This window comes from Borreliella chilensis (genome assembly GCA_000808095.1).
GTDB lineage: Bacteria > Spirochaetota > Spirochaetia > Borreliales > Borreliaceae > Borreliella > Borreliella chilensis.
Genome location: CP009910.1, coordinates 308,826 through 333,052 on the forward strand (window position 1 = coordinate 308,826; position 24,227 = coordinate 333,052).

24 protein-coding genes are annotated in these 24,227 nt (G+C 26.7%); 4 read left to right on the plus strand and 20 right to left on the minus strand.

Features of this window, described 5'->3' with window-relative positions:
* Positions 1-25 precede the first annotated feature (25 nt).
* The 11 genes from OY14_01495 to rrmJ all read right to left on the minus strand — a co-directional run bounded on the left by OY14_01495 (position 26) and on the right by rrmJ (position 9,765).
* Entirely contained in the window at positions 26-1,120 is a 1,095-nt protein-coding gene (locus OY14_01495; protein ID AJA90130.1) for a cell division protein FtsW, read from the minus strand.
* A gap of 6 nt (positions 1,121-1,126) precedes the next feature.
* The gene (locus OY14_01500; protein AJA90131.1) at positions 1,127-2,182 is read right to left on the minus strand and encodes a phospho-N-acetylmuramoyl-pentapeptide-transferase; all 1,056 of its coding nucleotides are present in this window, start codon (positions 2,180-2,182) and stop codon (positions 1,127-1,129) included.
* 17 nt (positions 2,183-2,199) lie between these two features.
* Positions 2,200-3,591, minus strand: coding sequence for a UDP-N-acetylmuramoyl-tripeptide--D-alanyl-D-alanine ligase (locus OY14_01505; GenBank protein AJA90132.1), 1,392 nt, complete (start codon positions 3,589-3,591; stop codon positions 2,200-2,202).
* A gap of 22 nt (positions 3,592-3,613) precedes the next feature.
* On the minus strand, positions 3,614-3,895 hold the full coding sequence (locus OY14_01510) for a hypothetical protein (protein AJA90133.1): 282 nt from the start codon (positions 3,893-3,895) through the stop codon (positions 3,614-3,616).
* Positions 3,892-4,785 (minus strand): 16S rRNA methyltransferase, encoded by an 894-nt coding sequence (locus OY14_01515; protein ID AJA90134.1) that lies wholly within the window; start codon positions 4,783-4,785, stop codon positions 3,892-3,894. Before OY14_01515 ends, OY14_01510 begins: the two co-directional genes overlap by 4 nt.
* Positions 4,778-5,614, minus strand: coding sequence for a hypothetical protein (locus tag OY14_01520; protein ID AJA90135.1), 837 nt, complete (start codon positions 5,612-5,614; stop codon positions 4,778-4,780). Before OY14_01520 ends, OY14_01515 begins: the two co-directional genes overlap by 8 nt.
* Complete coding sequence (locus tag OY14_01525) at positions 5,611-6,687, minus strand: hypothetical protein (protein ID AJA90136.1); 1,077 nt, start codon at positions 6,685-6,687, stop codon at positions 5,611-5,613. Before OY14_01525 ends, OY14_01520 begins: the two co-directional genes overlap by 4 nt.
* 29 nt (positions 6,688-6,716) lie before the next feature.
* The gene (locus OY14_01530; protein ID AJA90137.1) at positions 6,717-7,475 is read right to left on the minus strand and encodes a hypothetical protein; all 759 of its coding nucleotides are present in this window, start codon (positions 7,473-7,475) and stop codon (positions 6,717-6,719) included.
* A 311-nt stretch (positions 7,476-7,786) separates the two neighbouring features.
* Positions 7,787-8,626 (minus strand): inorganic polyphosphate kinase, encoded by an 840-nt coding sequence (locus tag OY14_01535; GenBank protein ID AJA90138.1) that lies wholly within the window; start codon positions 8,624-8,626, stop codon positions 7,787-7,789.
* Complete coding sequence (locus OY14_01540; protein ID AJA90139.1) at positions 8,616-9,146, minus strand: chemotaxis protein CheW; 531 nt, start codon at positions 9,144-9,146, stop codon at positions 8,616-8,618. The genes OY14_01535 and OY14_01540 overlap by 11 nt, the downstream gene beginning before the upstream one ends.
* Positions 9,147-9,186: 40 nt before the next feature.
* Entirely contained in the window at positions 9,187-9,765 is a 579-nt protein-coding gene (gene rrmJ, locus OY14_01545) for a 23S rRNA methyltransferase (protein ID AJA90140.1), read from the minus strand.
* A 50-nt stretch (positions 9,766-9,815) separates the two neighbouring features.
* Here rrmJ and OY14_01550 point away from each other — a divergent pair, with 50 nt between their 5' ends.
* Both OY14_01550 and OY14_01555 read left to right on the plus strand, forming a co-directional pair.
* Complete coding sequence (locus OY14_01550) at positions 9,816-10,859, plus strand: octaprenyl-diphosphate synthase (protein ID AJA90141.1); 1,044 nt, start codon at positions 9,816-9,818, stop codon at positions 10,857-10,859.
* A complete protein-coding gene (locus OY14_01555; GenBank protein AJA90142.1) occupies positions 10,859-11,542 on the plus strand; it encodes a hypothetical protein in 684 nt (227 codons plus the stop codon). The genes OY14_01550 and OY14_01555 overlap by 1 nt, the downstream gene beginning before the upstream one ends.
* 1 nt (position 11,543) lies before the next feature.
* Here the strand turns inward: OY14_01555 and OY14_01560 are convergent, their stop codons facing one another.
* The 6 genes from OY14_01560 to OY14_01585 all read right to left on the minus strand — a co-directional run bounded on the left by OY14_01560 (position 11,544) and on the right by OY14_01585 (position 17,263).
* A complete protein-coding gene (locus tag OY14_01560; GenBank protein ID AJA90143.1) occupies positions 11,544-12,350 on the minus strand; it encodes a membrane protein in 807 nt (268 codons plus the stop codon).
* The gene (locus OY14_01565; GenBank protein ID AJA90144.1) at positions 12,351-13,283 is read right to left on the minus strand and encodes a membrane protein; all 933 of its coding nucleotides are present in this window, start codon (positions 13,281-13,283) and stop codon (positions 12,351-12,353) included.
* Positions 13,280-14,740, minus strand: coding sequence for a sugar ABC transporter ATP-binding protein (locus OY14_01570; GenBank protein ID AJA90145.1), 1,461 nt, complete (start codon positions 14,738-14,740; stop codon positions 13,280-13,282). The genes OY14_01565 and OY14_01570 overlap by 4 nt, the downstream gene beginning before the upstream one ends.
* Positions 14,740-15,789 (minus strand): hypothetical protein, encoded by a 1,050-nt coding sequence (locus OY14_01575; protein ID AJA90146.1) that lies wholly within the window; start codon positions 15,787-15,789, stop codon positions 14,740-14,742. The genes OY14_01570 and OY14_01575 overlap by 1 nt, the downstream gene beginning before the upstream one ends.
* 119 nt (positions 15,790-15,908) lie before the next feature.
* Positions 15,909-16,157, minus strand: a complete 249-nt coding sequence (locus tag OY14_01580; protein ID AJA90147.1) for a hypothetical protein — start codon at positions 16,155-16,157, stop codon at positions 15,909-15,911.
* A 47-nt stretch (positions 16,158-16,204) separates the two neighbouring features.
* Positions 16,205-17,263: a hypothetical protein gene (locus OY14_01585; GenBank protein ID AJA90636.1), complete on the minus strand. Its 1,059-nt coding sequence runs from the start codon at positions 17,261-17,263 to the stop codon at positions 16,205-16,207.
* Between the two features lie 269 nt (positions 17,264-17,532).
* On the opposite strand from OY14_01585, the gene OY14_01590 reads away from it, so the two are divergent.
* Together OY14_01590 and OY14_01595 are read left to right on the plus strand one after the other, a co-directional pair.
* Positions 17,533-18,663, plus strand: a complete 1,131-nt coding sequence (locus OY14_01590) for a peptidoglycan-binding protein LysM (protein ID AJA90148.1) — start codon at positions 17,533-17,535, stop codon at positions 18,661-18,663.
* Positions 18,664-18,756: 93 nt separating this feature from the next.
* Positions 18,757-19,122 (plus strand): hypothetical protein, encoded by a 366-nt coding sequence (locus OY14_01595; GenBank protein AJA90149.1) that lies wholly within the window; start codon positions 18,757-18,759, stop codon positions 19,120-19,122.
* A 5-nt stretch (positions 19,123-19,127) separates the two neighbouring features.
* Here the strand turns inward: OY14_01595 and OY14_01600 are convergent, their stop codons facing one another.
* From OY14_01600 to OY14_01610, 3 genes are read right to left on the minus strand one after another with little or no spacing between them, the layout of a single operon-like run.
* Positions 19,128-20,237, minus strand: a complete 1,110-nt coding sequence (locus OY14_01600; GenBank protein AJA90150.1) for a membrane protein — start codon at positions 20,235-20,237, stop codon at positions 19,128-19,130.
* A 45-nt stretch (positions 20,238-20,282) separates the two neighbouring features.
* Positions 20,283-23,099 carry a hypothetical protein gene (locus OY14_01605; GenBank protein AJA90151.1) on the minus strand — a complete coding sequence of 939 codons (2,817 nt, stop codon included), beginning with the start codon at positions 23,097-23,099 and terminating at the stop codon, positions 20,283-20,285.
* 19 nt (positions 23,100-23,118) lie between these two features.
* A complete protein-coding gene (locus OY14_01610; protein AJA90152.1) occupies positions 23,119-24,012 on the minus strand; it encodes a glycerol-3-phosphate acyltransferase in 894 nt (297 codons plus the stop codon).
* Positions 24,013-24,227 lie beyond the last annotated feature (215 nt).

Consider the following 24,227-nt stretch of genomic DNA (forward strand, 5'->3'; position numbering starts at 1 on the left):
CGATTTACACACTAGAAAAATCCAATCAATTATTACTTAAATCCCTTGAAACATTTGAAATAAGACCAGAAAGTGCCATGGTAACAACAATAGAAGAACCTCCTGATGAAAAAAAAGGCAAATTTATTCCTGTGGGAGGCAAAAGACCAATTGCAATTAGAATATTCATCATGCTTTGAAGAAAAATTGCAAGACTTGAAATAAATGCAATAAAAAATTTGAACTTGTTATTAGAATGGATAGCTATAAAATAGCCAGTACAAAAAAATAAAAAAAATAAACTTATAGCAAAAAATACACCCAAAAATCCCAATTCTTCCCCAAGAACTGAAAAAATAAAATCAGAATTAGCCTCTGGAAGCTTCCCAAGTTTTATCTCTCCCATCCCTAAACCTTTGCCTAAAATTCCCCCACTCTTTAAAGCATTAAGAGATGCTATTATTTGATAACCTTTGCCTGAAGGATCGTCGTAAGGATTAAGAAAGGCAAAAATTCTAGAAACCCTATAAGGCTCAAGCATCAAAAATATAACAGAAACCGGCAAAAAAGTAATCACAATGGCAAAAACATAACTAAATGCCATATTAGAAACAAACAAAACAATAAAAAAAAGAATAGCAAAATAAATAGCTGTTGAATAATCGTTTTGCAAAATTATTAATACCCAAAAAATTGCAAAAATAAACATTGGCTTTAACCAGTATGAAATACCATTATTTTTTCTTAAATCGAATTTACTCAAATAAGATGAGAGATAAATAGTAAAAGATATTTTAAAAATCTCAGAAGGTTGAATACTAACACCTTGAAAGAATATCCATCTCTTTGCTCCAGAAATACTTGGAGATAAAAAAGTCGCCATAATTAAAAAAAAGGTTATAATCAATACAGGAAATATTGAATTTTTAAAAAAATTTAAAGAAATTCTCTCAAAAGCAAAAAAAACAATAAAGCTCAAAAAAAGATAATTAAGTCTTGTAAAAAATAAAAAATTTGGATTTCCTGTTAGTTCTAAGCTTAAAAAAAAGGAAGAGGTGTAAAAAACTACAAGCCCATAGGCTACTAATAGCAGCAAAACAAGCAAATAACATATTCTAAGTGAACTTACCTCTACAAACATAACAAATTATCTAATTTTTATTGTACTTAAAGCAAGTATAGCAAATATTAATCCTATTATCCAAAATCGAATAACAACTTGCATCTCAGACCATCCAAGTTCTTCAAAATGATGGTGAAGTGGAGCCATTCTAAATACTCTTTTTTTGGTTTTTTTGTAAACCATGACTTGAATAATTACAGACAAAGTTTCAATAATAAAAACACCTGCAAGAATTGAAAAAAGTATTTCACTTTTTAAAATTAAAGCCGCCATTCCAAGAATAGCTCCCAAAGCCAGGCTGCCTGTATCCCCCATCATAATTTTAGCAGGATAAGCATTAAACCATAAAAATCCAAAACTTCCTCCAAGCAAAGCTCCAAGAAATATTACAAGCTCTTCAGAACCTTTAATATTTGGAATATGCAAGTAAGCTGCAAAATCAGCTCTACTAGTAAGATATGCAATTATCATTAAAGCTCCTGTTATAACTATGCTCAACCCAATTGCAAGTCCATCAAGCCCATCTGTTAAATTAAAAGAATTAGAAGCAGAAATTAAAATAAACATGCCAAAAGGAATATAAAATATTCCTAAATCTATTTGAAAAGACTTAATAAAAGGGAAATAGATTATACTAACATGCTCATCCCCTAAATAATACAGAATTCCAACAGAAATAAAAGAAAATATTATTTGCCCATAAATCTTAAATCGAGCTTTAAGCCCATCTGAAGTCTTCCTTTTAATTTTCAAAAAATCGTCCATAAATCCTAAAAAGGCAAATCCAAGCATAACAAAAACCATAATTAAAAAATAAACATTTAAAATATTGCTCCAAAACACTAAAGAGATAAAAACACAAAAAAAAATAAGAATGCCTCCCATAGTAGGAATTCCTGTTTTTTCGCTCAAATGTCTTCTAGGACCATCTTCTCTTAAAATCTGATCGGCTCTTAATCTTTTTAGCCTTAAAATAATATGAGGACCTACAAACAAAGACAATAAGAATGCAAAAATCGTAGCATAAGCCATCCTAAAAGTAATATATTTAAGTAACCGCAAACCTAAAAGATAAAACATAAGAACCTCATTATTGTCTAAATATAATTTAAAATTCTCTCCAACCTATTAAACCTTGAACCCTTAATGACAATAAAAACTGAAGGTTCTAAGCTTTTTAAAAAAAATTCAATAAATTTATCAAACTCATTAAAATAATATAAACATTTCTCAACTAAATTCTCAGAATCTCTAACATCTAAAAATTCTTCGCCAATTAAAAAAATTTTATCAAAATTCATTAAAACAGCTTCTTGAATCAAATCTTTGTGCGCTTTGTATGTAAATTCTCCAAGCTCCTTAAAAGATCCAAGAACTATAAATTTTCTATTTTGAATATTAAGATCTAAAATCATATTTTTCAAAGCCATAAAAGAACCCATATTGCCATTATAAGAATCATTTAAAATTAAATACCCATTTCTTGTCAAAATTTCTGCCCTACCCTTTTGAAAATCAGTCTCAACAAGACCTTCTCTTATTTCTTTTTCTCTCATTCCTAAAAATAAGGCTAAATTAATACAACCTATGGCATTAAAAATATTATGCCTACCTAACAATAAAATAGAATACTCAAACCCTTTGTAAACAAAATCATAAGAAAATTTTCCTTCCAAAAAAGAAAATGATTTAATATTAAGATTTTCAAAATCAAAATAAACAATTTCAACATTTGGATTTTCGATTTTTGCTCTTTTTTCTAAATAAACACAATAATCATTCATTTCGTTTACAACAAAGATTTCAATATTCTTACCAATTATTTTGCTCTTTTCAAAAGCAATGGCTTGTATCTCTTTGAAAGCTTGCATGTGTGCATAGCTTATATTAGTAATAATAACAATTTCTGGTTTTAAAATTTGAGATAAAAGATCCATTTCTCCAACATAACTGATCCCAACCTCAAAAACAGCGTATTCTTCATTTCCTTCTACCCGTAAAATACTAAGAGGAAGTCCAATGTCAGAATTTAAATTACCCCAAGTTTTGTAAGTCTTATATTTTTTCGAAAGTATGCTATAAAGCATCTCTTTGGTTGTAGTTTTCCCGTTACTACCTGTAATAGCAATCCTTTTAAAGCTTGTCCTTTTAATCAGAAACGATGCCAAAGTTTGAAGAAGCTTTATTACATCACTTGTAAGCAAAAAAACTAACTCCTCATTATTATTTAAATATTCTATACACTCAGATTCATGATTTCTTGAACATACAAAGCACTTCACACCCAAATCAATTAAATATTTAACAAAAGAAAATCCATCTACTTTATTGCCCTTATAAGCGAAATAAAGGCTGTCATTTATATTACTACCCTTTATTTCGCGACTATCTAACGAATAAAAAGACACTATCTTTTCAATATTTCTTATATTCCCCACAAACTTCACATCTTTAGAAGAGATTAAAATATCCTTAATCTTTATACGCACTCAAACCTCATTCTAAAATCTTTTACTCAACAAAAATATTTATATCTTTATTATCTTTTTTTTCCAAATTTAAATCTCCAGAACAAAAATTCTCTATTCTATTAATATTTTCAAGTTCATATATTACTGTTAATAATCTTAAATTATCGTCAATAACACTTTCCTGTTCATTATCTAAATAATTAAATTCTCTAAGTCTTACAACATATCTGAAATTTAAATAAATATTAAAACACACTATAATTGTTAGTATCAAAATTAAAATGCAATAAACTTTAAACTCAATCTTACTTATACTATTCATAAAATTTTTTTCACAACTCTAAGTTTAGCGCTCCTTGAAGGCTTATTTTTTTTAATCTCATCAAAACTTGGCTTAATGGGCTTTTTTGAAATCTTAGCATACAAATCACAGTTTAAACTTCTAAAAAAATCTTTTACAATACGATCCTCTATCGAATGAAACGTAATAATAGCTAAAATTCCATCTTTGGCTAAATTTTCTATCCACAAAGGCAAACTCCTTTTAAGTCTAGCAAGCTCATCATTTACATAAATTCTTAACGCTTGAAAAGTTTTTGTAGCTGGATTAATTCTAACTTTTGAAAAAGGATAAGCTTTGCTTATTATAGATTGAAGCTCTTTTGTAGTTTGTATTTTCTTAATTTTTCGATATTCTACAATAGCTTTAGAAATTTTTCTAGAATAATGCTCATTGCTTAAATTATAAATTAAATCTTCAAGATCTTCTTTAGTAAAAGTATTTACAATCTCAGCCGCACTAATGCTGCAAGAAGAAGAACAAAGTCTCATATCCAAAGGCTCGTCCTCAAGAAAAGAAAATCCTTTTTTGCTATATTTGTAATGAAACATAGAAATACCAAGATCAACCAAAATAAAATTAGCCTTGGCACTTAAAGGGTAATTGATGAAAAAATCATCAAACCAATCATTAAAATATGTAATTCTCTTTTCAAACATAAAAAGAAACTGCTTTGCCCTATCTAAAATCTGAGAATCTCTTTCAATTCCAACCAAACTTAAAAAGTCATATTTCTCAAGAATAGACTTTGCATGGCCACCTTCCCCAAGAGTGGAGTCAATGTATATTAAATTGTCTTCTACGCGTAAATCTTCTACAAGCTTACAAATCGCATCAAGAAGTACTGGAAAATGGGAAATACTATTATTCATTTAATTTAAACCTATAAATTATTTTTTTTTCATTTCCATAAACATCGCCATATTTTATTTTGATCTCATTGCTACCCTTAATAAAATTAAGATCATTTATCTTAAGACATCCGTCATCTTTTTTAATATTCAAAACATCTAATCCATAATTTTTCTCTTGAGATAAAACATATGTATTATTACTCAAAAAAATATTTTGAAAATCTGAACGAAAAATACTTTTATTGTTTAAAACAATCTCAAAATAATAAATTCCTTTAAGGGAATTACTAGAAGCTTCTACTTTTTGAGTATGAAAATATAACAAAAGACTGTATTGTCCAGAATCGACATTTAAATTCAAGTCTTTTGATAATTCCAATCTTTCATCATCACCCTTTCCTTTTAAAAAGACCTTACCCAAAATATAAACCGTATCAGAAAATACATTGTTTTTGTTCTTGAGAACAAACAAAGGATTGATAATCTTTTCAGTATTAAAATCACTAACCACTAGATCAATGACACTCTTTTTATCCTTTAAAAAAATCTTTCCAAATTTATAAAAAAAACCTCCCAAAACCTCTAAACTCAAATTTAAGTCATTGTCAAAAATAATTAAAATACTACTCTCATTATCTAACCTATTTTTTGAATACAAAATTTTATAATTATTTGAAAAAACAGACACGGCCTTCTCCAAAGGTCTTAATCTTACTCCAATATTTAACTTATTATTATCCAATGCACAAAAATCTTTAACTAAAGCAAATTTTTCATCATTTCTAAATTCCAAAAATGGATATAAATCTAAAATATTAAAAAGTAATATAAAAATAATTAAAATCACTGCCCTAATCCTAAGTATTTTAAATCATTATTGCCATTAAAATACAAAATTCCCTCTCCAAATTTAACAAAAGAGCTTACTTCATCTTTAATAAAGACATTATCAAATAATCTAAAAGAATTTGCTGAATAAGTTTTTATATTAATAATTTTTTCACTCTCAGAATAAGAATATACTCTGTAAATATTTTGAAAATAATCATAAGATGCCCCTAAAATAGAATTTTTATTTTCAACTTTAAATATTTTGCCACTTTTAATATTCAGAACTACAAATGAATTTTTACCCTCAATAAATAAATTATAATAATCATCTATTTTTATAAAAGGATCAAAACTATTAATAGTTACATTGTTTAACTCCAAAATTTTTTTATAATTGCTCTCTAAGTCAATTACTTCTAAAAAATACTCAGAACTACCTTTTAATAACACTAAATATTTATTATCAAAACTTAATTTAACAAAAAATGTTGGAAATTTTTTCTTTAAAAAATTTTCCATATAAACTGTCTTGCCATGTTTATATATATAAATCTCTCCATTAGAAAGTCCTAAAACTAAAACTTCATTGTTATAGTCCACACTTAAAATTGAGGACAAAAAATTGAGTACCAATATATTATTGCCGCTAGAATCATAAATCTCTAAAGTTTTATATAAATTGTTTAAAGTAAAAACCAAATTATTTATTACAAAAACAAAATCTTTAAACTTGAGTGTAAATAAAAATTTACTGTTTTTGGCAGAAAAAACAGAATAATCTCCACCAGAATTAGAAATCACATAATAATAATCCGAATAACTTATTAAGTTATCACTTACAAGAGAATAACAAGATTCTCTAAAATTAAGATTTAAAACCTTATTTAATATAAAAACATTCTTGCTTAAATTTATATTTTTATAATCAGGTTTGTTTTCAAAATTCTTAAAATCATAAAAATTAGATACATTCATGGTAGATCTTACTAAAAAATCGACCAAAATTATAAATAATAAAAATAAACTCAAGATTAAAAAAATTTTTAATTTCCTGAATTTAATCGTGCCCTCTTCCACATTAAAACTCAATCTAAATACTTTCTCCCATTTTAATCTATCTATTTCGCTTTAATTAAATCTGAACTAAACTTTGAAGACCAAACCTCATGAAACCTTGAAAATTTTTCAGCAGCTTCTTTTTGGGAGGCTATGGTAGCCAAAACTCTTCCAGCTTCAAGATACCCAAGAGAGTGTAACCCAAATCCATGAGATCCGCTAAGCTCATATTTACTTCTTAAAATAAATGCTCCTTCTTCTAAAAGTTCTAACACTTTAATAAGATGTTCAAATTGAAATTTATAATAAGGACTCTCAAGTTTTAAGTTTTTAGAAAAATCTCTAAAATCAATAATATTTTTAGAAAAAACAATAAATTTAAGATAAATATCCTCAAGAAAAACAAGCGTTTTAGAATCTTTTTTACTAAAATTTTTAGCCAAATCAATTAAATATCCCAATTTTTTGACAATCAAAAACCTCTCTTCAGGGTTTAAATTAAGAGTCTGAGGTGTTTCAATCAACTCTCTTGGGCTAATAAGAAGAGCAGGGCTAATAACTAAACTAAAATCAGAAATCAATCCAGACAAAACTTTTTTTATAGAATAATTTACTTTCAATCTAGGCCTAGTATAAAAATAATTTAAAGATGAAATATAGCTTAAAACATTTAAATTGAAATCAATAAGATCAAATGAAAGCTTAGCATTTGAGGTGAATCCGTTAGTTTCTTTTATAATTGCTATATCATTTAAAGTCCTTGAAACAAGATTATTAATATACACTATTTTTTTATAATTTTCATTATCAATTAAATCCATAAACACCTGCCTAAATATTCACACAAAGATGATTTATAAGCTGTCCAATATATTGATTTTACCAACAAATATATTAAATATTTTAACAAGTTATAAATTTATAAAAAACACCCTTGGAACATTAATTCTGCAAGAATAAACAAAACATTAATATCCTTATAGTAAATTATGTAAAATTTTAACTGCTTTTTAAAAGCGTCAAGTCTTAAAACATACAAAATAATCTAATCTTTAACAAGATTAGATTAAATTAAATATTTAAATAACAAACAATATTTATTGTAAATTCACTACTTAAAAAAATATTGAATTTACAATAATTTGTTTTTTAATCTCTTGACAAAAGTATCTGTACAAAATGAAACGAAATTTAAGCTTTGAGCAGAAATTTCAAATTCAAAAACAACATCAACTCCAAAAGGACCAAAATTAATTCCATCCAAAAAAATTGATACTGATCCTACAAAATATTCCTTTGAAAAAGAAAGAGATAGTTTGCTAAATTTAGAAAATACGAAAGAACGATTATAAACAGAATGGGGAGAAATAGGTGTAAGTAAAAATCCCTCAAGATCTGCTTCCAAAATAGGTCCTCCTGCTGAAAAAGAATATCCTGTTGAACCTGTTGGAGTAGATACAATTACTCCATCGCTTTTATATGACAAAAAACTCTCAGAATTAACTTTAAGATCTACATAAATCATTTTATTAAGAACGCTTGAGCGAATAATAATATCATTTAAAGCATATTTAGAAATTACATCTTTACCTTGCTGATATACTGCTACATGAAGCAAAAATTTTTTATTAATAACTAAAGAGTTGTTAAAAAATCTATCTATGACTTTTTTAAAGTCTTCAATCTTAATGTCTGCTAAAAACCCTACCTTTCCCATATTAATCGAAATAATTGGAATATTAAAATTTTTATTTTCAAGAAGCAAATTAACAGCCAAAAGAACTGTTCCATCTCCTCCCAAAGTTATTAAAAAAAGAAAATTTTCTCTCGGGAAAGAAACTAAAGGCTTGCTAACGTCTATTAATACCACCTCAACAAAATATTTAGTCTCTAGATAAACTTTAATATCACTTCCCAAAATACTAGATCCCGACTTTAAAGTATTAATACAAAGAAGAATTTTATTCTTCATTTTGATCTTTATAGGGAATATTGTCAAATTCACCTTTATCAAAAATTTTCGCGATATCAATTAACACTAAATATTCGCTCTCAAGATTATCAGCCTCATCAAGTTTTACAACTCCAGATATATACCTTCTATCTAAAGTTTGCAAAGTAGCAGGTGGTTCTTGAATTCTAGAATCATCAAAACTAATAACTTTAAGAACCCTATCAACAAAAATACCCAAAAGTTTGTTTTTAATCTTAACTATTAAGTATCCTGTTAAAAGCATATCCTCTTCTGTTACAGAAATAGAAGGAACCCCAAATCTAATATTCAAATTAACTAAAGGAATAATGCTACCTCTAAGATTATAAATGCCTATAATATATTCAGGAACATTTGGTATAGCATAAACTCCTTCCGATGGAACTTTAATAATTTCTCTAATATGCTCTATTGAAACCCCATAACTTTCTTTACCTATTTTAAACCCTGCAACTTGAAGTTGCGACTTTCTATCCTTAGACTTTTCTTTTCTCAACATATTTTATACCTTTGAATTGCTGATTAACAATTTGATCAACTTACTTACCAAAAATTTTACCTAAAAAATAAATTTCAAAAGAATTTTTCCTTACAGCCTTGGGCCTAATTTTTTTTACAAATTTAAAATATTTTTCAAATCTTTTAAAAATTTGCATTTCATCTCCCCCCTGAAAAACCTTAACAAGCAAACTTCCTTTTTCAAGTAAAACTTCAAGCGATAAATCTATTATTTTCATACTTAAGTTAAAAGAATTACTGGTATCTACAAGTCTATTTCCAGTAGTTCTAGGAGCTGCATCGCTAATTATAAGGCTATAAGGCCCAAGCGAATTAATTTTAAAAACTGTATCATCTGAAAATATATCTCCTTTTATAAAATAAAAATTATCAACATAACTAAGGCCAATATCATTAATATCAACAGACACAAGAATACCTTTTTTAAGCTTTTTATATGCATATTGAGAGAAACTCCCAGGCGATGCACCAATATCTAAAACATTACCATAAGAAAATAAAGAAAATTTTTCATTAATTTCCATCAACTTGTACACAGACCTTGCCAAATAGCCTTCTCTTCTAGCTTTTTGAGAATACTCATCATCCAAGCGACGCATATTAATCCTTTCAATACACTTTATTATACTTTTTCATTATAATTCTTATTATGCAAAATAAACTATTTTTAAAAAATATTGAAAAAAATATTAATAACATCTTCTCAACAACAAATTTTCTAAATTTATTCAAAGATAAAGATTTAAAGTTTACTTTTAAAATAAAAAAAAATACCCTTGATTATATTAAAGCACCGGCAATTGAAATTATTAATAGGGGTGGGAAACGAATAAGACCAATGATAATGGTCCTTCTAGCATACGCATTAGGCTTAAGAGAAAAAAATGACAAATTAATATATCAATTAAGTTTGCTACTTGAACTTCCTCATTCTGGAAGTTTAATTATTGATGACATTGAAGACAACTCGCTAAAAAGACGCGGCACACCAGCCATACATTTAATCTACGGAATAGATAACAGTATAAACGCTGGTAATTTAATTTATTTTTTACCAGCAAAATTAATAGAAAAATCAAATTTGAAAGAAAATCAAAAATTACTGATTTATGAAAATTTCTTTACAACTCTTTCAAATCTTCACCTGGGACAAGGAATTGATATTAAATTTCACAACGAATCATATATTCCAAGCATTAAAGAATATATTTCTTTAGTAGAATTAAAAACAGCTTCGCTTTTCGGAATGGCTAGCTTTCTAGCTGCAATACTTACAAATAATGAAGATAAAGCTAAAAAATTTTACAGTACATTTTTAAAACTTGGTGTTTATTTCCAAATAATAGATGATATCAAAAATATTAAAAATAAAATTAATGGTAAAGATTTCGGAGATGACTTACTTGAAGGGAAAAAAAGCTTACCAATAATTTGTTTTTTACAAGAAAAAAAATTTGAACCTAAAATTATTGCAAAACTTAATCAAATAAAAAATATCAAAAACTCCAGGACAAGAAAAGAAATATTTAAACTTACAAACATGATAAATTCATCAAAATCAATAAGAAACTCGACTATTATTGCTTTAAAATATTTAAACGAGTTTAAAAACGAACTGAATTTATATCCATTAACAAATAGATATAAAAATATGCTAATAGATATTGTCGAACAAATAAAAGAAGGAATTTAATGAGAAAAACAATAATAATAACACTTTTCTATGCTTTGATTACAGATATTTGCTATGCAACAACATCAACAATAAAAACTGCTGAACAAGCAAACAAATATACAATAGAAAAACTTTATCAAAAATCAATGCTACTAAAAAAATCCAAAAAATATAATAAAGCAATAGCAAATCTAAAAAAAATAATTAAAATAGATCAAAATCAAGCTGATGCTCACCTTCTGCTATCAGAATTAGAATATTTAAATAAAAACTGGAAAAAAGCAATTATTAAATCCCAAGATTACTTAAAAGTAATAGACTTTAAAGATAAAAAAAACTTTTTAGATATCTCTTGGGCATATTTTTTAATAGGAGAAGTTGAAAATTCAATGAACTACATAATTAAATTTTTCCAAATCGGCAAAGAATTGTTCAAAGAAAATATATTTATAGCAATCGATGCTCTTTTTAAAAAAAGTATTTATCATCTTATAAATAATGAAAATGCAGCATTTAATACAATATTAACTTCAACATTCCAATTAATACTCAATAACGACACCTTATTTACAATTTTTTTAAATAATTTAGAAATAATTAAACAAATACCTTTTTATTATTTTAATAGGCAAAAAATAAAAGAATTATATCTACAAATTAGCACACTAAAAACAATTCAAAACACAACATGCGGAACTTAAACTAATATTTATCTTTTTTCTTAAACAACGAAACCAATATATTTATTATTATTGCTACATAAAATGGAAAAGAAAGGGAAAAATAAGAATTTATATATTCTTGAGTATGAAAAAACTGATATTCAAAAAAAACTACTAAAAAAGAAATCGGAAAAATTAATAAAGGTTTTGAAAATGCAATATATAAAATGCAAATAGCAAGCCAGCCATTGTTTAATCCTAAATTATAAGAGTAAGCATTAAGATTTACAGCAAGAAATGAACCAGCAAGACTTGCTGTGAAAATTGATACAAAAATTGCAAAAGATTTGAACCGATTGCTTATTTTTTCACCTAAAATATCTTCATAATTCCCCGAAGAGATAAATTCAAAAACCGCCCTAATTCTTGAATAACTTATAACATAAATAGTAATAAATAAAAAAACAACAAAAACAACAATAAAAGCAATAACCTCAAAATTTCCAAATAAATTTAAGGTAAAGCTTGGAATGAAATTAAAATTACTCTTCATCAAATAATCAACAAAAAAATAGCAAAAAATATTAATACCTATTCCCGCTATAAAAATATCATAATTTTTCTTTACAAGGAAAGATAAAAAAAATCCGAACAAAAAGCTGATAAAAAGAGTAAAAATGGTTGACATAAAAATTCCATACCCAAAATAAATAAAAAAAGATGTTAAGAATATAGAAAGATAAGAAATACCTTCAATAGATACATTCAAAAGCCCTATTCTCTCTGTATAAAGAGCTCCAAGTGCTAAATACGAAAATACAAGAGCCTGAGCAAAAATACCAAACATCTACTTTTTCCTAGTTTTAATCAAAAACAAAGATAGAAAAATAGCAACTGATTGATATAGACCAATAAATTCATACTTAAAATCATAGTTTATATTAAGAAAATTATTAAATTCGATTAATATTGAAAAAAATAGACTAAAAAATAATACATAAATATAATTAAATCCTGAGATTACAGCAACAATTAAACTACTCCAACCAAGTCCTGAAGTTAATCCTAAAAACAAATACTGTTTAAAAAATACTACAAACATAGAGCCTGCAAGGCCATTTAAAAAAGCACTACCAAATACAGCAAAAAATTTATATTTAAATTCATTTATGTTGAAAAAAATATCTATCTTTTTTTTATTGTTTAATATTTCAAGCTGAAGACCATAAATAGTTTTTTTATGCATAAAAACATAAAAAAGCCAAATTGACATACCAAATAAAACCAAATAAATAAGTGATGAATCTAAATCAAACAAACTATTAATTCTTTTTGTCTGATTAGAAAAACTATCTATTTTTAATAGATTTGAAATAAATCCATCTACCAATCTTTGATTTCCATAAGAAATTAAAAGACCCGTTAAAGCTCCATTTAATCCAAAGAAAAAAGTAATGCAAAAAGGAATAAGTCCTAAAAGTCCTACAAAAAAAGAACTCAAAAATATTAAATATATAAAATTAAAATATGTTAATCCAAAAAAACTTGAAAATATATAAACTAAAAATGCTCCAAAATAAACTTGACCCTCATTGCCAAGATTTAATGAATTGCTCTTGGCACAAGTGGTAATGCCAGTAGCCATGATTAAAAACAAAATAAAGCGCCAAGATATCATCTTAATATAAGAAAATTGAAAAAAATCAACAAAAAAATAGCTGATACTTAATATCAAAAAAGAAAAAATGAATGCCATAAAGCTATTTCTAAATAAGATCATAAAAATAGCAATTCCTTTAATTTTTCTTTACTCAGCTCTTCTCTAGATACATTTAATAGAACTTCTCCCATTTTCATTGCTAAAATGTTGTCGGATAGCAAAAGTAATTCATCCAAATTGGAAGTAAATAAAAGAACTGGCTTTTCTTTTGAATAATTACGAATAGCAACAGACATTTCATTACAAGATTTGTGATCTAAATTACTTAAAGGGGAAAAACAAATTAAAAAACTTTTTGCAATATACATTTCTCTGTAAAGAGCAAACTTCTTCAAAGTTCCTCCAGAAAACGCTAAAGATTTGGAATAAAGAATTCTATATATTTCCTCTTTACTATAAAATTCCATTTTTTTTTTAAAAAAATCTTTAATCTTATTAACATAAGACTGTCTAATAAAAATTTTATTTTCAAAATTCATAAATTTAGCTAAAAAATTATCCAATATGCTACTATTATCGGGAAATAAATTGCCAATACCTAAGGGTAAAAATCCAGCTTTACACTCAAAAATATTTACTCGCTCATATCTAATGCCATCAATTTTAATGCTTCCAACAAAAAAAAGCTCTCCTAAGAATAATTTTTCCCACGTTTTAATTGCAGCTTCCTCGCCAATTATTCCTAAAACACCTCTTTTACTTAAAGAAAAACTAACATCATATTTCCAAAAATCTTCAAAAAATAGATTAAATCGAATAGAATCCTTTTCAAATTTATTAAAATTAATATTTGTAAAAAAGACTCTATCACTAGATGATTCAAGTTTGCTCAATATTGTTTCTTTGTTTATTGTCCTAAAACACTTTCCATCTTTTAAAACAATAAACTCATCACTAAATTTTACAGCATCTGCGATTTCACTGTGAGTAATAAAAAAAGAAGCGATGCCTGATTTTTTAAGCAATACAAGCAATTTTATGAAAGATTGTGCTTCTTTTTGGGAAAAATAAGCAGCGCTCTCATCAAATATAATTATTTTTGCATTCTCTTTAAGAGAAGCAATAATAAGCAAAAAATAAATCTCTTTAATATTTAAATCCTTAATTTTCTTATCTAAATCAAAAGAAATATTATAAAATTGCATAAGCCATTTATAATATTTATAGGTCTTAGATTTATTCATTGGCATAAAAAACGCATAACCAAACCAATAAATACTCAAATACTCCCATACTCTTAAATTCATTTTCAAATTAGGGACTTGAGAAACAAGATAAATACCATTATTTTTGGCCTTATCTACATTCCAATTTTTTTGCTTAACACCATTTACCAATATTTCACCACTATCAAATTCAATAAGTCCGGCAATAATCTTAGCTAAAGTGCTCTTTCCTTCTCCATTTTTACCAACTACCGTAAAAATCTTAACTTCTCCGATCTTTAAATTAATGCTGTCTAAAATAGGCTTATCAATGTCTGGAAAATATTTAACTATATTTTTAAACTCTACCATTAATTTTGTTCCAAATTGATTTTTATACCATTTGCACTAATCTCTTCTATTTTTTTTAAAAGGTCGTCTTTAAGATTTTGACTGGTTTGATCTAAATAAAAAGAATTAGAAGTATTAAATAAAACTCCTTTATGTTTTATACCAAAAATATCAAAATTACCATAGTTAATCTCTGACTTAAGCGCCTTATCTAAAATATATGAAACATAATATTTCTGATTTGTAATTCCTGAACCAATAATGTTTTCTTTATTGTCCAAATAATCCTCACTATCAAAAAGAACAGCAAAAACATTATTTCCTCTAACAGAAGAAAGTACTCCTTCAACAGCAGGCCCTACAATAGGAAGTATTACCAAAGTACCTGAATTTTTAATCAAAGAATCTGATAACAATTTGGCTAAATTGCTATCATGCCAATTGCCCAAAACTCTATAATAAACTTCAGAATTCACGCCCACATCAAGAATACCTTTTTTGAAATAAGAATAAATATAATCTCTCATAACAGGATATTCTTGCCCTGCAATCAGAGCAACATTTCCTAAACCAGAATTAAATTCCTTTAAAAAAAGGCCTACATAATATCCTAAAATATATGCTTCTTCTGCAACATTATAAGAAACTGAATAAACTTGATTGTTGGTATTTTTGACTAAAGAATCAAAAATTAAAAACTTGGTATAAGGATAATTACTTGAAACACTATCAACAATATCTTGCATAGCATTATTTGTAGTTATTAAAAAATCATATTTTTTTGAAGTTAATAATTTTTCAAGCATTTCTATCCACTCACTCTGATTAAATCCAGCTTCTAAAACTTTAATTTCAATATTTTTATGCTTTTCTTTAAATTCAAGCAAAGAATCATACATTTCTTTATAAGATGGAGATCCTGAAATAACTCCCGGAATAAATAAAGCAATATTCGTTTTATTAGAAATATCAACTTCTCGCTTTTTTAAGAAAATTAAATAAACAAATAAATATAAATTAACTAATGTAAATAAAATCCAAAACCCTTTAAAAAACATGTTTTTACTCATAAAGACAAAATATTCCTTTTATTGATTATTATTAAATTCATCTTAACACCATGAAAGTCAAATACAAAAGATCGACAATAGGCTTATAAAAAATAAAGTTGCCAAAACTAATTAAAAAATTAACCAAAAATCTGCAAGTCACATTTTATCCTTATAATAGGATTTTTGGCAAAAAACTCATATCCCAAATTTAACAAAACATTAAATAAATTCTGAATACAAATTTTAAATTTCATTAAATGGTGTAATAAAATTTGAAAATTGTTCATATTTTTAATAGCGCTTAATATTAATAGCTTAAAACAAATAATAAAACCAAATACATTAATTCCCCAGTATCGCTGATGAATTTTCAAAAAATTTATCATTTTACCTAACAAATAACTTTAACACAATAACCTAAATACATAAAAAATCAAAACTCTCTAGGGCGTAATAAATACAATTCATTAATATTTAAATTGCTAGTAATATCATCATTTGAACGCCTTAAATACATTTTTAGGGAATGGATTGTTTTAAAAAACTTATTTCTCAAAAAATTTTTATTAGCTTTGTACTCTTTTAAAAATTTTGAAATAGAGTTGTTAACAGCTATTGAATTATCTGAGGGAAAAGAGCAATATTTAAGAATATCATCCACAAAATAAAACCTATTTGCCAAATCAACAAAATTATTAAAAAGCATACCAATTCTACCCTTTAAATAATTAATATTTTTAATCATATCAACTCTGCTGCCAAGTCTATAATTTTTATCTTCCAAGCTCCACTTTGAATATATGGAATTAAACTTAAAATCTTTAATTAAATAATTATACATAAAGTCAAATCTAAAACTATCCTCAATATATTTTAAAATAAAAACATATAAAAATCTTTTATTTAAAGACATAAAATTATCTTTAGCCATTCTTATAAAATTTTGATTAACACCTTTTAAAGTACCTTCATTAACTTTATGTAAAAAAGAATTTCCATTAAAAAGCAAAAGGCTTGTATTAGGAAAAATCAAATATTCATTTTTATCAATGTGCCTGACATTACCCTTGTAAACATTAATAAAACAATTATTAAAATAATCACTGTTGACATAAAATCTTGCCATATTCTCAACTTTAAAAAACTTATTGTCTATGATAACAGAAAATGAAGACCCTTTAACAATCTTATGAATTACAGCATCAATACTTCCTCTAAACAAATATATTTTTGCATCCTGTAAATCTTTAAGAGAAGAATAAAAAACAAAACTACTTGTGTTGGGATAAAAAATTAAATCAGCAGAAACACCGTTTATTCCATATAAATTTATTTTAAGCTTTGAATTTTCTCCAACCTCGATAAAATCATATTCAAAAATTTCATCATCTAAATCAAGCTTAACAGGAAGTGTATTTCTAATAACATTAACTTTACCCTCTATTTCTTTTATAACCGCTACTTGAGAAAATAATACTCTACTTGAAAACAATATTAAAAGGGCAAAATAATACATTCTAAGAATATAGCTCTCCTGGTCTTTAAAAAACTTACAAACTTAATTATACCTTGTTTTGCATAAATTTATTACACTTTGAACAATGCTGAAAAAGAACTATAATTTAATTTAAGAATTAAAAATATTAAGTGTTTTATTGACATGCTATAATTTAATAATAAAAAATAGTAAAAGAAGAACATTAATATTTAAAAGTTCTTACTTAAAGATAATAGCAGCCAAGTTATTAGAAGGGTGTATTTATGAATAAAAAGAATAAATTAATATCAATGCTATGCATTGTAGTAGCAATCTCTTTTATCGCATGCAAAACGCCTCCGGAAGCAAGAGAGAGTGAAAATGCTAAAATTGCACAGCCAAATAATAAAAATTTTCAATTAAGAGATATAAAAGATATTAAAAATGAACTAATAAGAGAGAGGGGGCATCTTTTTTATTCTAAAGAGTTCAATGAAGCTGAAAGATTAGAAGAAACAATGAAAGAAAATTTTTCTAAAAAAAAGGTAAAAGAAGGAAACGAAATTGCACTAAAAATACTTGAAAGATACAAAACAATAATTAAAGAAACAAAAGAAAAAAAAGAAAAGACAAATTACCTTAAAGAAAACATTGAAAAGTATTTAAACGATGCAGAAGCAAATGAGGCATATGTATGGATTCCATTGGAAATCGACGAAGTAAATAACTTATATTTTGAAGCAACAAGAAAATACAAAAATTACGATCTTGACAATTCCCTTGACATGTATAGCAAAGCATTCAACAGGGCACAACAAGCAGCAAAAAATGCTAAAGAAGCTAAGGCCTTAAAAGAAACAGATGAAAGAATGTATAAGCAATTAAAGGCACTTGAAGCGGCTTCAAACCTGCCAATTTATAGCAACAATAAGCTTATCAAGCCATCACCATGGAATGGAAGAGCATTTATTAAAGAAAGAAACGGTCACTTAAATCTTTTAAACATTAATGAAAGCATTTATCTTCTAGGAAAAACAGAAACTCCAATAGTACTTGCGTACGAAGAAAAAGCAGAAATAGCAAAAAACTCTCAATCTCAAGAGCAATTTAAAACACTAGAACTTATTGAACGATCTAGAAAATTGTGGGAAGAAGGAGTTGAGGCTAAAAATGTTAAAAATTTTCGACTTGCCAATGAATTATTTTTAGAATCTGCAAGGTACTTAGAAGCTTACCAAAGCAATGCAAGCAGCGAGCTTTATATAATAAAAATAGGTAACACCTTATGGGGCATTTCTAAAAAATTATATAACGATCCTTACTTATGGCCAAAAATTTGGTTTGCTAATAGACAAAAAATACAAAATCCAGACCTAATACATTCTAACTGGAAAATAATAATTCCTGCCAAATAGCACAAAAATCAATACAGCAAGGCTTAAAGCCTTGCTTTCTTTTTTTATATCTAATAAAATTAAATAATAAAAACATTCTAAAAGAGATAGAAAATGAAGAAACTAACATTATTAAGCTTAATATTTATTTCATGCTATACAATTAACTTGGAAAAATTAACAAAAGAAACTCCTTATGGAATTTATCTCAGAGAAGCCCAAAAAGCTATCAATGTTAATGACTACAACTCTGCATTAAAAGCATATGAAAAAATGATTCAAAATTACATCCACAATCCAAATATAGTTGCTACTGGTAAATATGAAATTGCATTTATATACTACACAACAAATAAAACAGAAAAAGCAAAAAAAATATTTGAAGAGCTAATAGAAAATAAGATGGAAATGCCTAAATGGATTAAGCCTTTAGCCAAAAAAATATTAAATAAAATAGAGAACAACAATTTAAAAAAATAAAAAAATTACTGAAATATTATTCCATAAATTGTAATATCTTTTTCCTTTGCAGAATTGATAACGTCTTTATAAACAACAGATCCTCTTGGATACTCATGTGGGGGAGCATCCCCTATAACTATAACAAATCTTCTTTCTGCCCGCCAATCAAACTGAGTTACAGCAGCATCAATCCCTTCAAAAACAGCTTCTGGATAATCCCCACCACCACCAACATTAACATGTTTAAGAATATTGTTTAAATAGGGAATAGTATTAAAATCAAAAGCCTTGGTTAAAAAATCTTCAAGATAATCTTTGTAAAAAACAAGCCCTATTCTATAGGATTTAAATTTTTGCAGTTGGGGTTCTATTATTGAAAACAAATGTTCTTTTAAAATCTCAATATTACTTTTCATGCTATCAGTAGTATCAATAACAAGCACCAGATCTAAGTCATAAACTGAATCTTCTGAGTCTTTTAAAATTTTTTTTATTTTATCAACAACATCAATGCCATTATTGGCAATAACAACCTCATCTGAAAACTTTGTAAAGGTGTCTCTTAATTTATTAAATTCAATTTTTCCTTGATTTTGAGTATCCTTGAAAAATAATTCATAAGCATTGTCTTGGTACTTACCTAAATAATCATTATATTTTTTCTCAAAAGATCTTATAGAAAACCAAAAAGGCTCTTTTTTGCTTTTTAACACCTCTAAATCAATTTCACCGCTTCTTGTTGAAAAATTTGGAAATCCATATTTTAATTTTTTTGGAATCAATATATGAAAAGCTTCTCCAAATTTCTTATTAGGAACAGGGGTGGAAGATGTCAATGATAAGAGTTCTTTATTTCTAATAACTCTTCCATTTAAAATTCGAATTTCATCCCCATTAACCTTATTATAACTTAATGTGCGGAATGAATAAGTAGCCACATCTTTTTTCTTATCAGGAATTTCAAAAGACTCTGTCAATATTACTGATTTGATTGAGGGTTTTTTTCTAATAAAAAGATGAAATCCTTCTTCATGGGCCTCAACATAAACATCATCAATACCAATTTTCAAAGAACTATCTTCAAATCCAAACAAATAAAAGCTAATAAAAAGAAATAAGAAAATTCTCTTCATAGTAAACCCTCATAAACAACCCAAAACCAATAATAAGGCTAATAATTAAAGCTTTTCAGATAAATTTTCATAAAACAAAACATTAGACTTAGAAAAATTATTCTTAAAAATATTCCTGAGATTTAAACTAGCAAGATCTTTTTTAGCACTTTTTACCATATCTTCATCTCTATTTAATATATCAAAAATTCTAGCTGATTCGCTTAAATTACTAACTCCAGAATTAAAAAGTTTAGTATCTCTTACAGACGAAAAAGATGCCATTACTTCTACAATCCCAAGATTATTATAAGCTTCAATTTCTTTTAGCAAAAGAATTTTATGATAACCATTTTCTTTGGGCTTTAAATTCAAAACATTAGCCTTCTCTAGTTCTAAATTTTGCATAACCCTTAAGTAATAGCTTCTAGAAGCTAAAAAATCGCCTATTTTATAAAGAGTTGACGCAATAGAATTTAAAACTTCGTTACTACTTGAAAACCCCGCCATGCTCTCTACTTTAAATAAATATTTTAATGCATCTTCATAATTATTTTCTCTATAACTCAGTAACCCAACTTTATAGTAAACATCCGGATAATCAACACCCTCATTTATTGCCAATTTGTAAGAAGATATCGCAGACTTAAAATCGTTTAAAGATCTAAGAATATCACCTTGCTTTTCATAAATTGAAGAGACCTCCTTAGATCCTTTTATAAGATTGTGCTTTTTATAAAAAGAATAATCATTTAAGGCCAAGCCAATAATATTGCTAGCCCTAAGAGAATCTCGAGATTTTTCATAAATGTCTGCTAAAATTTTATAAGCTAATATCTTATCAACAGCATCTTCAATTGAATTTTTCCGCCTAAAACTACTTAATGCTTTAAGCAAATATACTTCAGCCTTCTTAAAATCCCCTATGTAATATGAATATCTTCCACTTTCAAAAAGCGCCTTATCGTAATTGGGATTCTTATTTAATATCTTTTTAAGAATATATTCGATTTCTGAATTCATATTAACATTATTGTCAAGCTTAAAAATAGTTCTACCATCATTCCTTTTGAAATCAGAAAATTCTTTATTCAATAAATTTGTTTGTCCATTAAGATAATTTAAGTTTATAGCAAGATTGTTTGCCCTCTGATTATAATTCACAAAAGAAACATACTTGTCTATCAACTTTTTAGCATATTTTGTGTAAACAACTTCATCAACATCTAAAATTACATTTGACTTAATAAATTTATTAACATTATCAGACTCAATATCTAAGTCAGCTTCAATATAAGCATTAAAAAGTTTAAATAAAATTTCCTTTTTTCGTCCATACTTTGAAAGCACAACCGTATAGCTATTAATACTATCTTTATAGTAGTTAGAATTTGTTTTAGCCCATTTAAAATAATTGTCTCCCTTTAATACTAAAGCCTCATAATCATAAAGATCATGAGATATAACCTCATCAAGTATCGAATTAGCCTGATAATATTCTCCAAGACGCATTTTCATAAAAGCATAGGCAATATATCCTTCCTTATTAAACTTTTTTCGTCTTCTATTTGTAGAATTTTGAGAAAATGGCTCAATTGTAAATAACTCCTCATACTTCTCTTCAGCACTATCAAAATCTCTGATGTCTTCAAACGCTTTAGCATAATTAATAAACCATTTATCATCAGGCCTAATGTAATAAGCATCCCTAAAGGTAGCTTTTGCAAGCTCTCTTTTATTTGCATATACAGACTCTATACCTTCTTTATACTTACTCTCAGAGGCAACATAAAAAAATACTATATCTACTATAAAATACAAAGAAACTAAAACTAAAACAACAAAAAGAGACGCTATCTTTATCAAAGGTAGCAAAGCTCTTGAGATTCTATAACTCAACCTCTGCTGAAGCTTGCTAAACTCTTCCGCCTTAAAATAAATTATAGGCAATTTAATAGAGCGCCCAACAATATCTCCTACAAATTTAGCAATAAATTTCAATCTTTTTTTATTTTTTTCAACAAGATCAACTAATGCTTCAAGCTTATACCTTGAAACATTCTCCTTAGTTAAAGCCTCAGCAATTGCAACTCTTAAATTTCTAGGATAAGAATTCAAATGCTTTAAAAACAATGGATAATTAACCTTAAATCCAAAACGTTTAGAATTTTCATTTTGATCATACTCTAAAAATTTAAAATCATCTGCAACGTTATCAAAGTCATTATCATCAGTATTTAAATTTAAGTTATCTCCAACAAATATCTCTGATTGTTCGACTGTCTGGCTTTTATCAGTGACCGTATCACCAATATTAAATTCATTAGACTGTATAAAATCATCATCTCTTAAAACAAAAGAATCATCATTAAATTCAAAAGAATCATCATTAAATTCAAAAGAATCATTATTTTCTTTATTGTTAATCGATTCTTCAGAATTAAATTCTGAAGAATCGATTAACTGATCAAAATCAAGTTTTGAAGCAACATCTAAATCAATAGAATTATCTTCAAGAGCTTTTTCAATGCTATTTTCAAAAGAATCACCAGAAGAAGTATCAAAATCAGTATTCAAAGTTGAAAGCTCTGAATCCATGTCGATTCTCTCTTCAGAATCACTTGAAGGCAAATTCTCATCAAGAATGTCAGAATAGGGTAATTTATCCTCACTCTCAAGAGCATCAAGCATAAAATTCAAATCAAGCTCATTATCATCTTCCTCTAAGTCAAGATCTTCACTTATCCAAGGAACAATATTTTCTCCAGGCTCAGGAAGCTTAACCTCCATACTTACCCCAAAAGACTCCTTAGACAACCTTTCATTAGAAAGATTATCTAATATTTCCCTTTTGAATTGTCTTATCTTATCTATCTTAGGCATATATAATCAAATTCCTAGCTCAAAAGCTCTTTTTGTAAACTTCAAGTCCTTCTGCGTGAAGAACCCTAAAGCGAGTTTCTAAATCCTCAGCAATTTTTAAACCCAAAACTTCCTTTGTGACCTCTATCTGGCCATCTTTTAAAGAGTTTAGAATTTTATCCTTATACTCAACAATACTTATTACCTCACCAGCATTATATATAAGAGTATCTCTTTTAAAAACATCGTGAGACATATCTCCATCTTCAGAAACTTCTAAAACATTTCCATTGACTCCAATCATCAAATAATAGTCAAAAATTTTAAAATAATTACCAATTTCTGAAATTATTTTTTTTGTCTCAGGTCTTCCTTTTCTATATCTAGTAGCTGTAGGAAAAATCAGTATAATATATCCATTATTTTTATTTTCATAAATACGTTTCATGGAATTAGAATTGAAAACACGTCTTTTCCTAGCATGCTCCAAACCAATTCCAACAAATGCATGCGGTGGATACACCAATATCGCATTGTACCCCAAAGAAAGGGTTTTAACAAATAAATTGTCTCTAAAAAGCTTAATTCCAGCTATTGGAATTATATGGTCTGCAATATCATTATAACCCATTTTGCAAAGTAAAAATTGAAAACAGGGAAAATCAAAATTGCTGTAATGTTCCATTAATATAATTGAAGACTTACCGGATTTGGTCTTCTGATAAAGCTCTAAAATATTTTGCATACCAACAATAGTAGACCCACTCTCAAGAAGTCTTTCTATCATTCTATCCGCCAATCTTCTACTATTAGAATCTGCATTACGATAAGATTTATCTAAATAATTAACATTTTCAACAGACTTAAACTGACTTACAAAATCGCTCTCCATGTCTTTAAAATATTTACCAAAACTTTCATTTTGTACAAACATAAAACTAGCACCTTTTAAAGCATTCTATGTTGCCACTTAATTATTAGCCATATCATTTTATTCGCTACCAACAAACAGCTCTTTAAAACTAGCAATAAAAACTAATATTAAACAAGCATACATTTTTTAAAACATTCCACACCCATTATACCTTATTTATTACACAAATTAAAATAAAATTTCAGACAATAAAAATTGACAAACAAGTAAAATGC

What these genes read in the sequence shown, in the direction of transcription:
- OY14_01510 (AJA90133.1), bottom strand. Translation starts at nt 3,895, where the DNA reads ATGAATAGTATAAGTAAGATTGAGTTTAAAGTTTATTGCATTTTAATT.
- rrmJ (AJA90140.1), bottom strand. Translation starts at nt 9,765, where the DNA reads ATGCGTCGCTTGGATGATGAGTATTCTCAAAAAGCTAGAAGAGAAGGC.
- OY14_01560 (AJA90143.1), bottom strand. Translation starts at nt 12,350, where the DNA reads ATGTTTGGTATTTTTGCTCAGGCTCTTGTATTTTCGTATTTAGCACTT.
- OY14_01590 (AJA90148.1), top strand. Translation starts at nt 17,533, where the DNA reads ATGAATAAAAAGAATAAATTAATATCAATGCTATGCATTGTAGTAGCA.
- OY14_01550 (AJA90141.1), top strand. Translation starts at nt 9,816, where the DNA reads ATGCAAAATAAACTATTTTTAAAAAATATTGAAAAAAATATTAATAAC.
- OY14_01540 (AJA90139.1), bottom strand. Translation starts at nt 9,146, where the DNA reads ATGTTGAGAAAAGAAAAGTCTAAGGATAGAAAGTCGCAACTTCAAGTT.
- OY14_01575 (AJA90146.1), bottom strand. Translation starts at nt 15,789, where the DNA reads ATGAGTAAAAACATGTTTTTTAAAGGGTTTTGGATTTTATTTACATTA.
- OY14_01605 (AJA90151.1), bottom strand. Translation starts at nt 23,099, where the DNA reads ATGCCTAAGATAGATAAGATAAGACAATTCAAAAGGGAAATATTAGAT.
- OY14_01495 (AJA90130.1), bottom strand. Translation starts at nt 1,120, where the DNA reads ATGTTTGTAGAGGTAAGTTCACTTAGAATATGTTATTTGCTTGTTTTG.
- OY14_01580 (AJA90147.1), bottom strand. Translation starts at nt 16,157, where the DNA reads ATGATAAATTTTTTGAAAATTCATCAGCGATACTGGGGAATTAATGTA.
- OY14_01600 (AJA90150.1), bottom strand. Translation starts at nt 20,237, where the DNA reads ATGAAGAGAATTTTCTTATTTCTTTTTATTAGCTTTTATTTGTTTGGA.
- OY14_01515 (AJA90134.1), bottom strand. Translation starts at nt 4,785, where the DNA reads ATGAATAATAGTATTTCCCATTTTCCAGTACTTCTTGATGCGATTTGT.
- OY14_01500 (AJA90131.1), bottom strand. Translation starts at nt 2,182, where the DNA reads ATGTTTTATCTTTTAGGTTTGCGGTTACTTAAATATATTACTTTTAGG.
- OY14_01610 (AJA90152.1), bottom strand. Translation starts at nt 24,012, where the DNA reads ATGTTTGTACAAAATGAAAGTTTTGGTAAATATTTTAAAGACATGGAG.
- OY14_01555 (AJA90142.1), top strand. Translation starts at nt 10,859, where the DNA reads ATGAGAAAAACAATAATAATAACACTTTTCTATGCTTTGATTACAGAT.
- OY14_01595 (AJA90149.1), top strand. Translation starts at nt 18,757, where the DNA reads ATGAAGAAACTAACATTATTAAGCTTAATATTTATTTCATGCTATACA.
- OY14_01535 (AJA90138.1), bottom strand. Translation starts at nt 8,626, where the DNA reads ATGAAGAATAAAATTCTTCTTTGTATTAATACTTTAAAGTCGGGATCT.
- OY14_01530 (AJA90137.1), bottom strand. Translation starts at nt 7,475, where the DNA reads ATGGATTTAATTGATAATGAAAATTATAAAAAAATAGTGTATATTAAT.
- OY14_01565 (AJA90144.1), bottom strand. Translation starts at nt 13,283, where the DNA reads ATGATCTTATTTAGAAATAGCTTTATGGCATTCATTTTTTCTTTTTTG.
- OY14_01570 (AJA90145.1), bottom strand. Translation starts at nt 14,740, where the DNA reads ATGGTAGAGTTTAAAAATATAGTTAAATATTTTCCAGACATTGATAAG.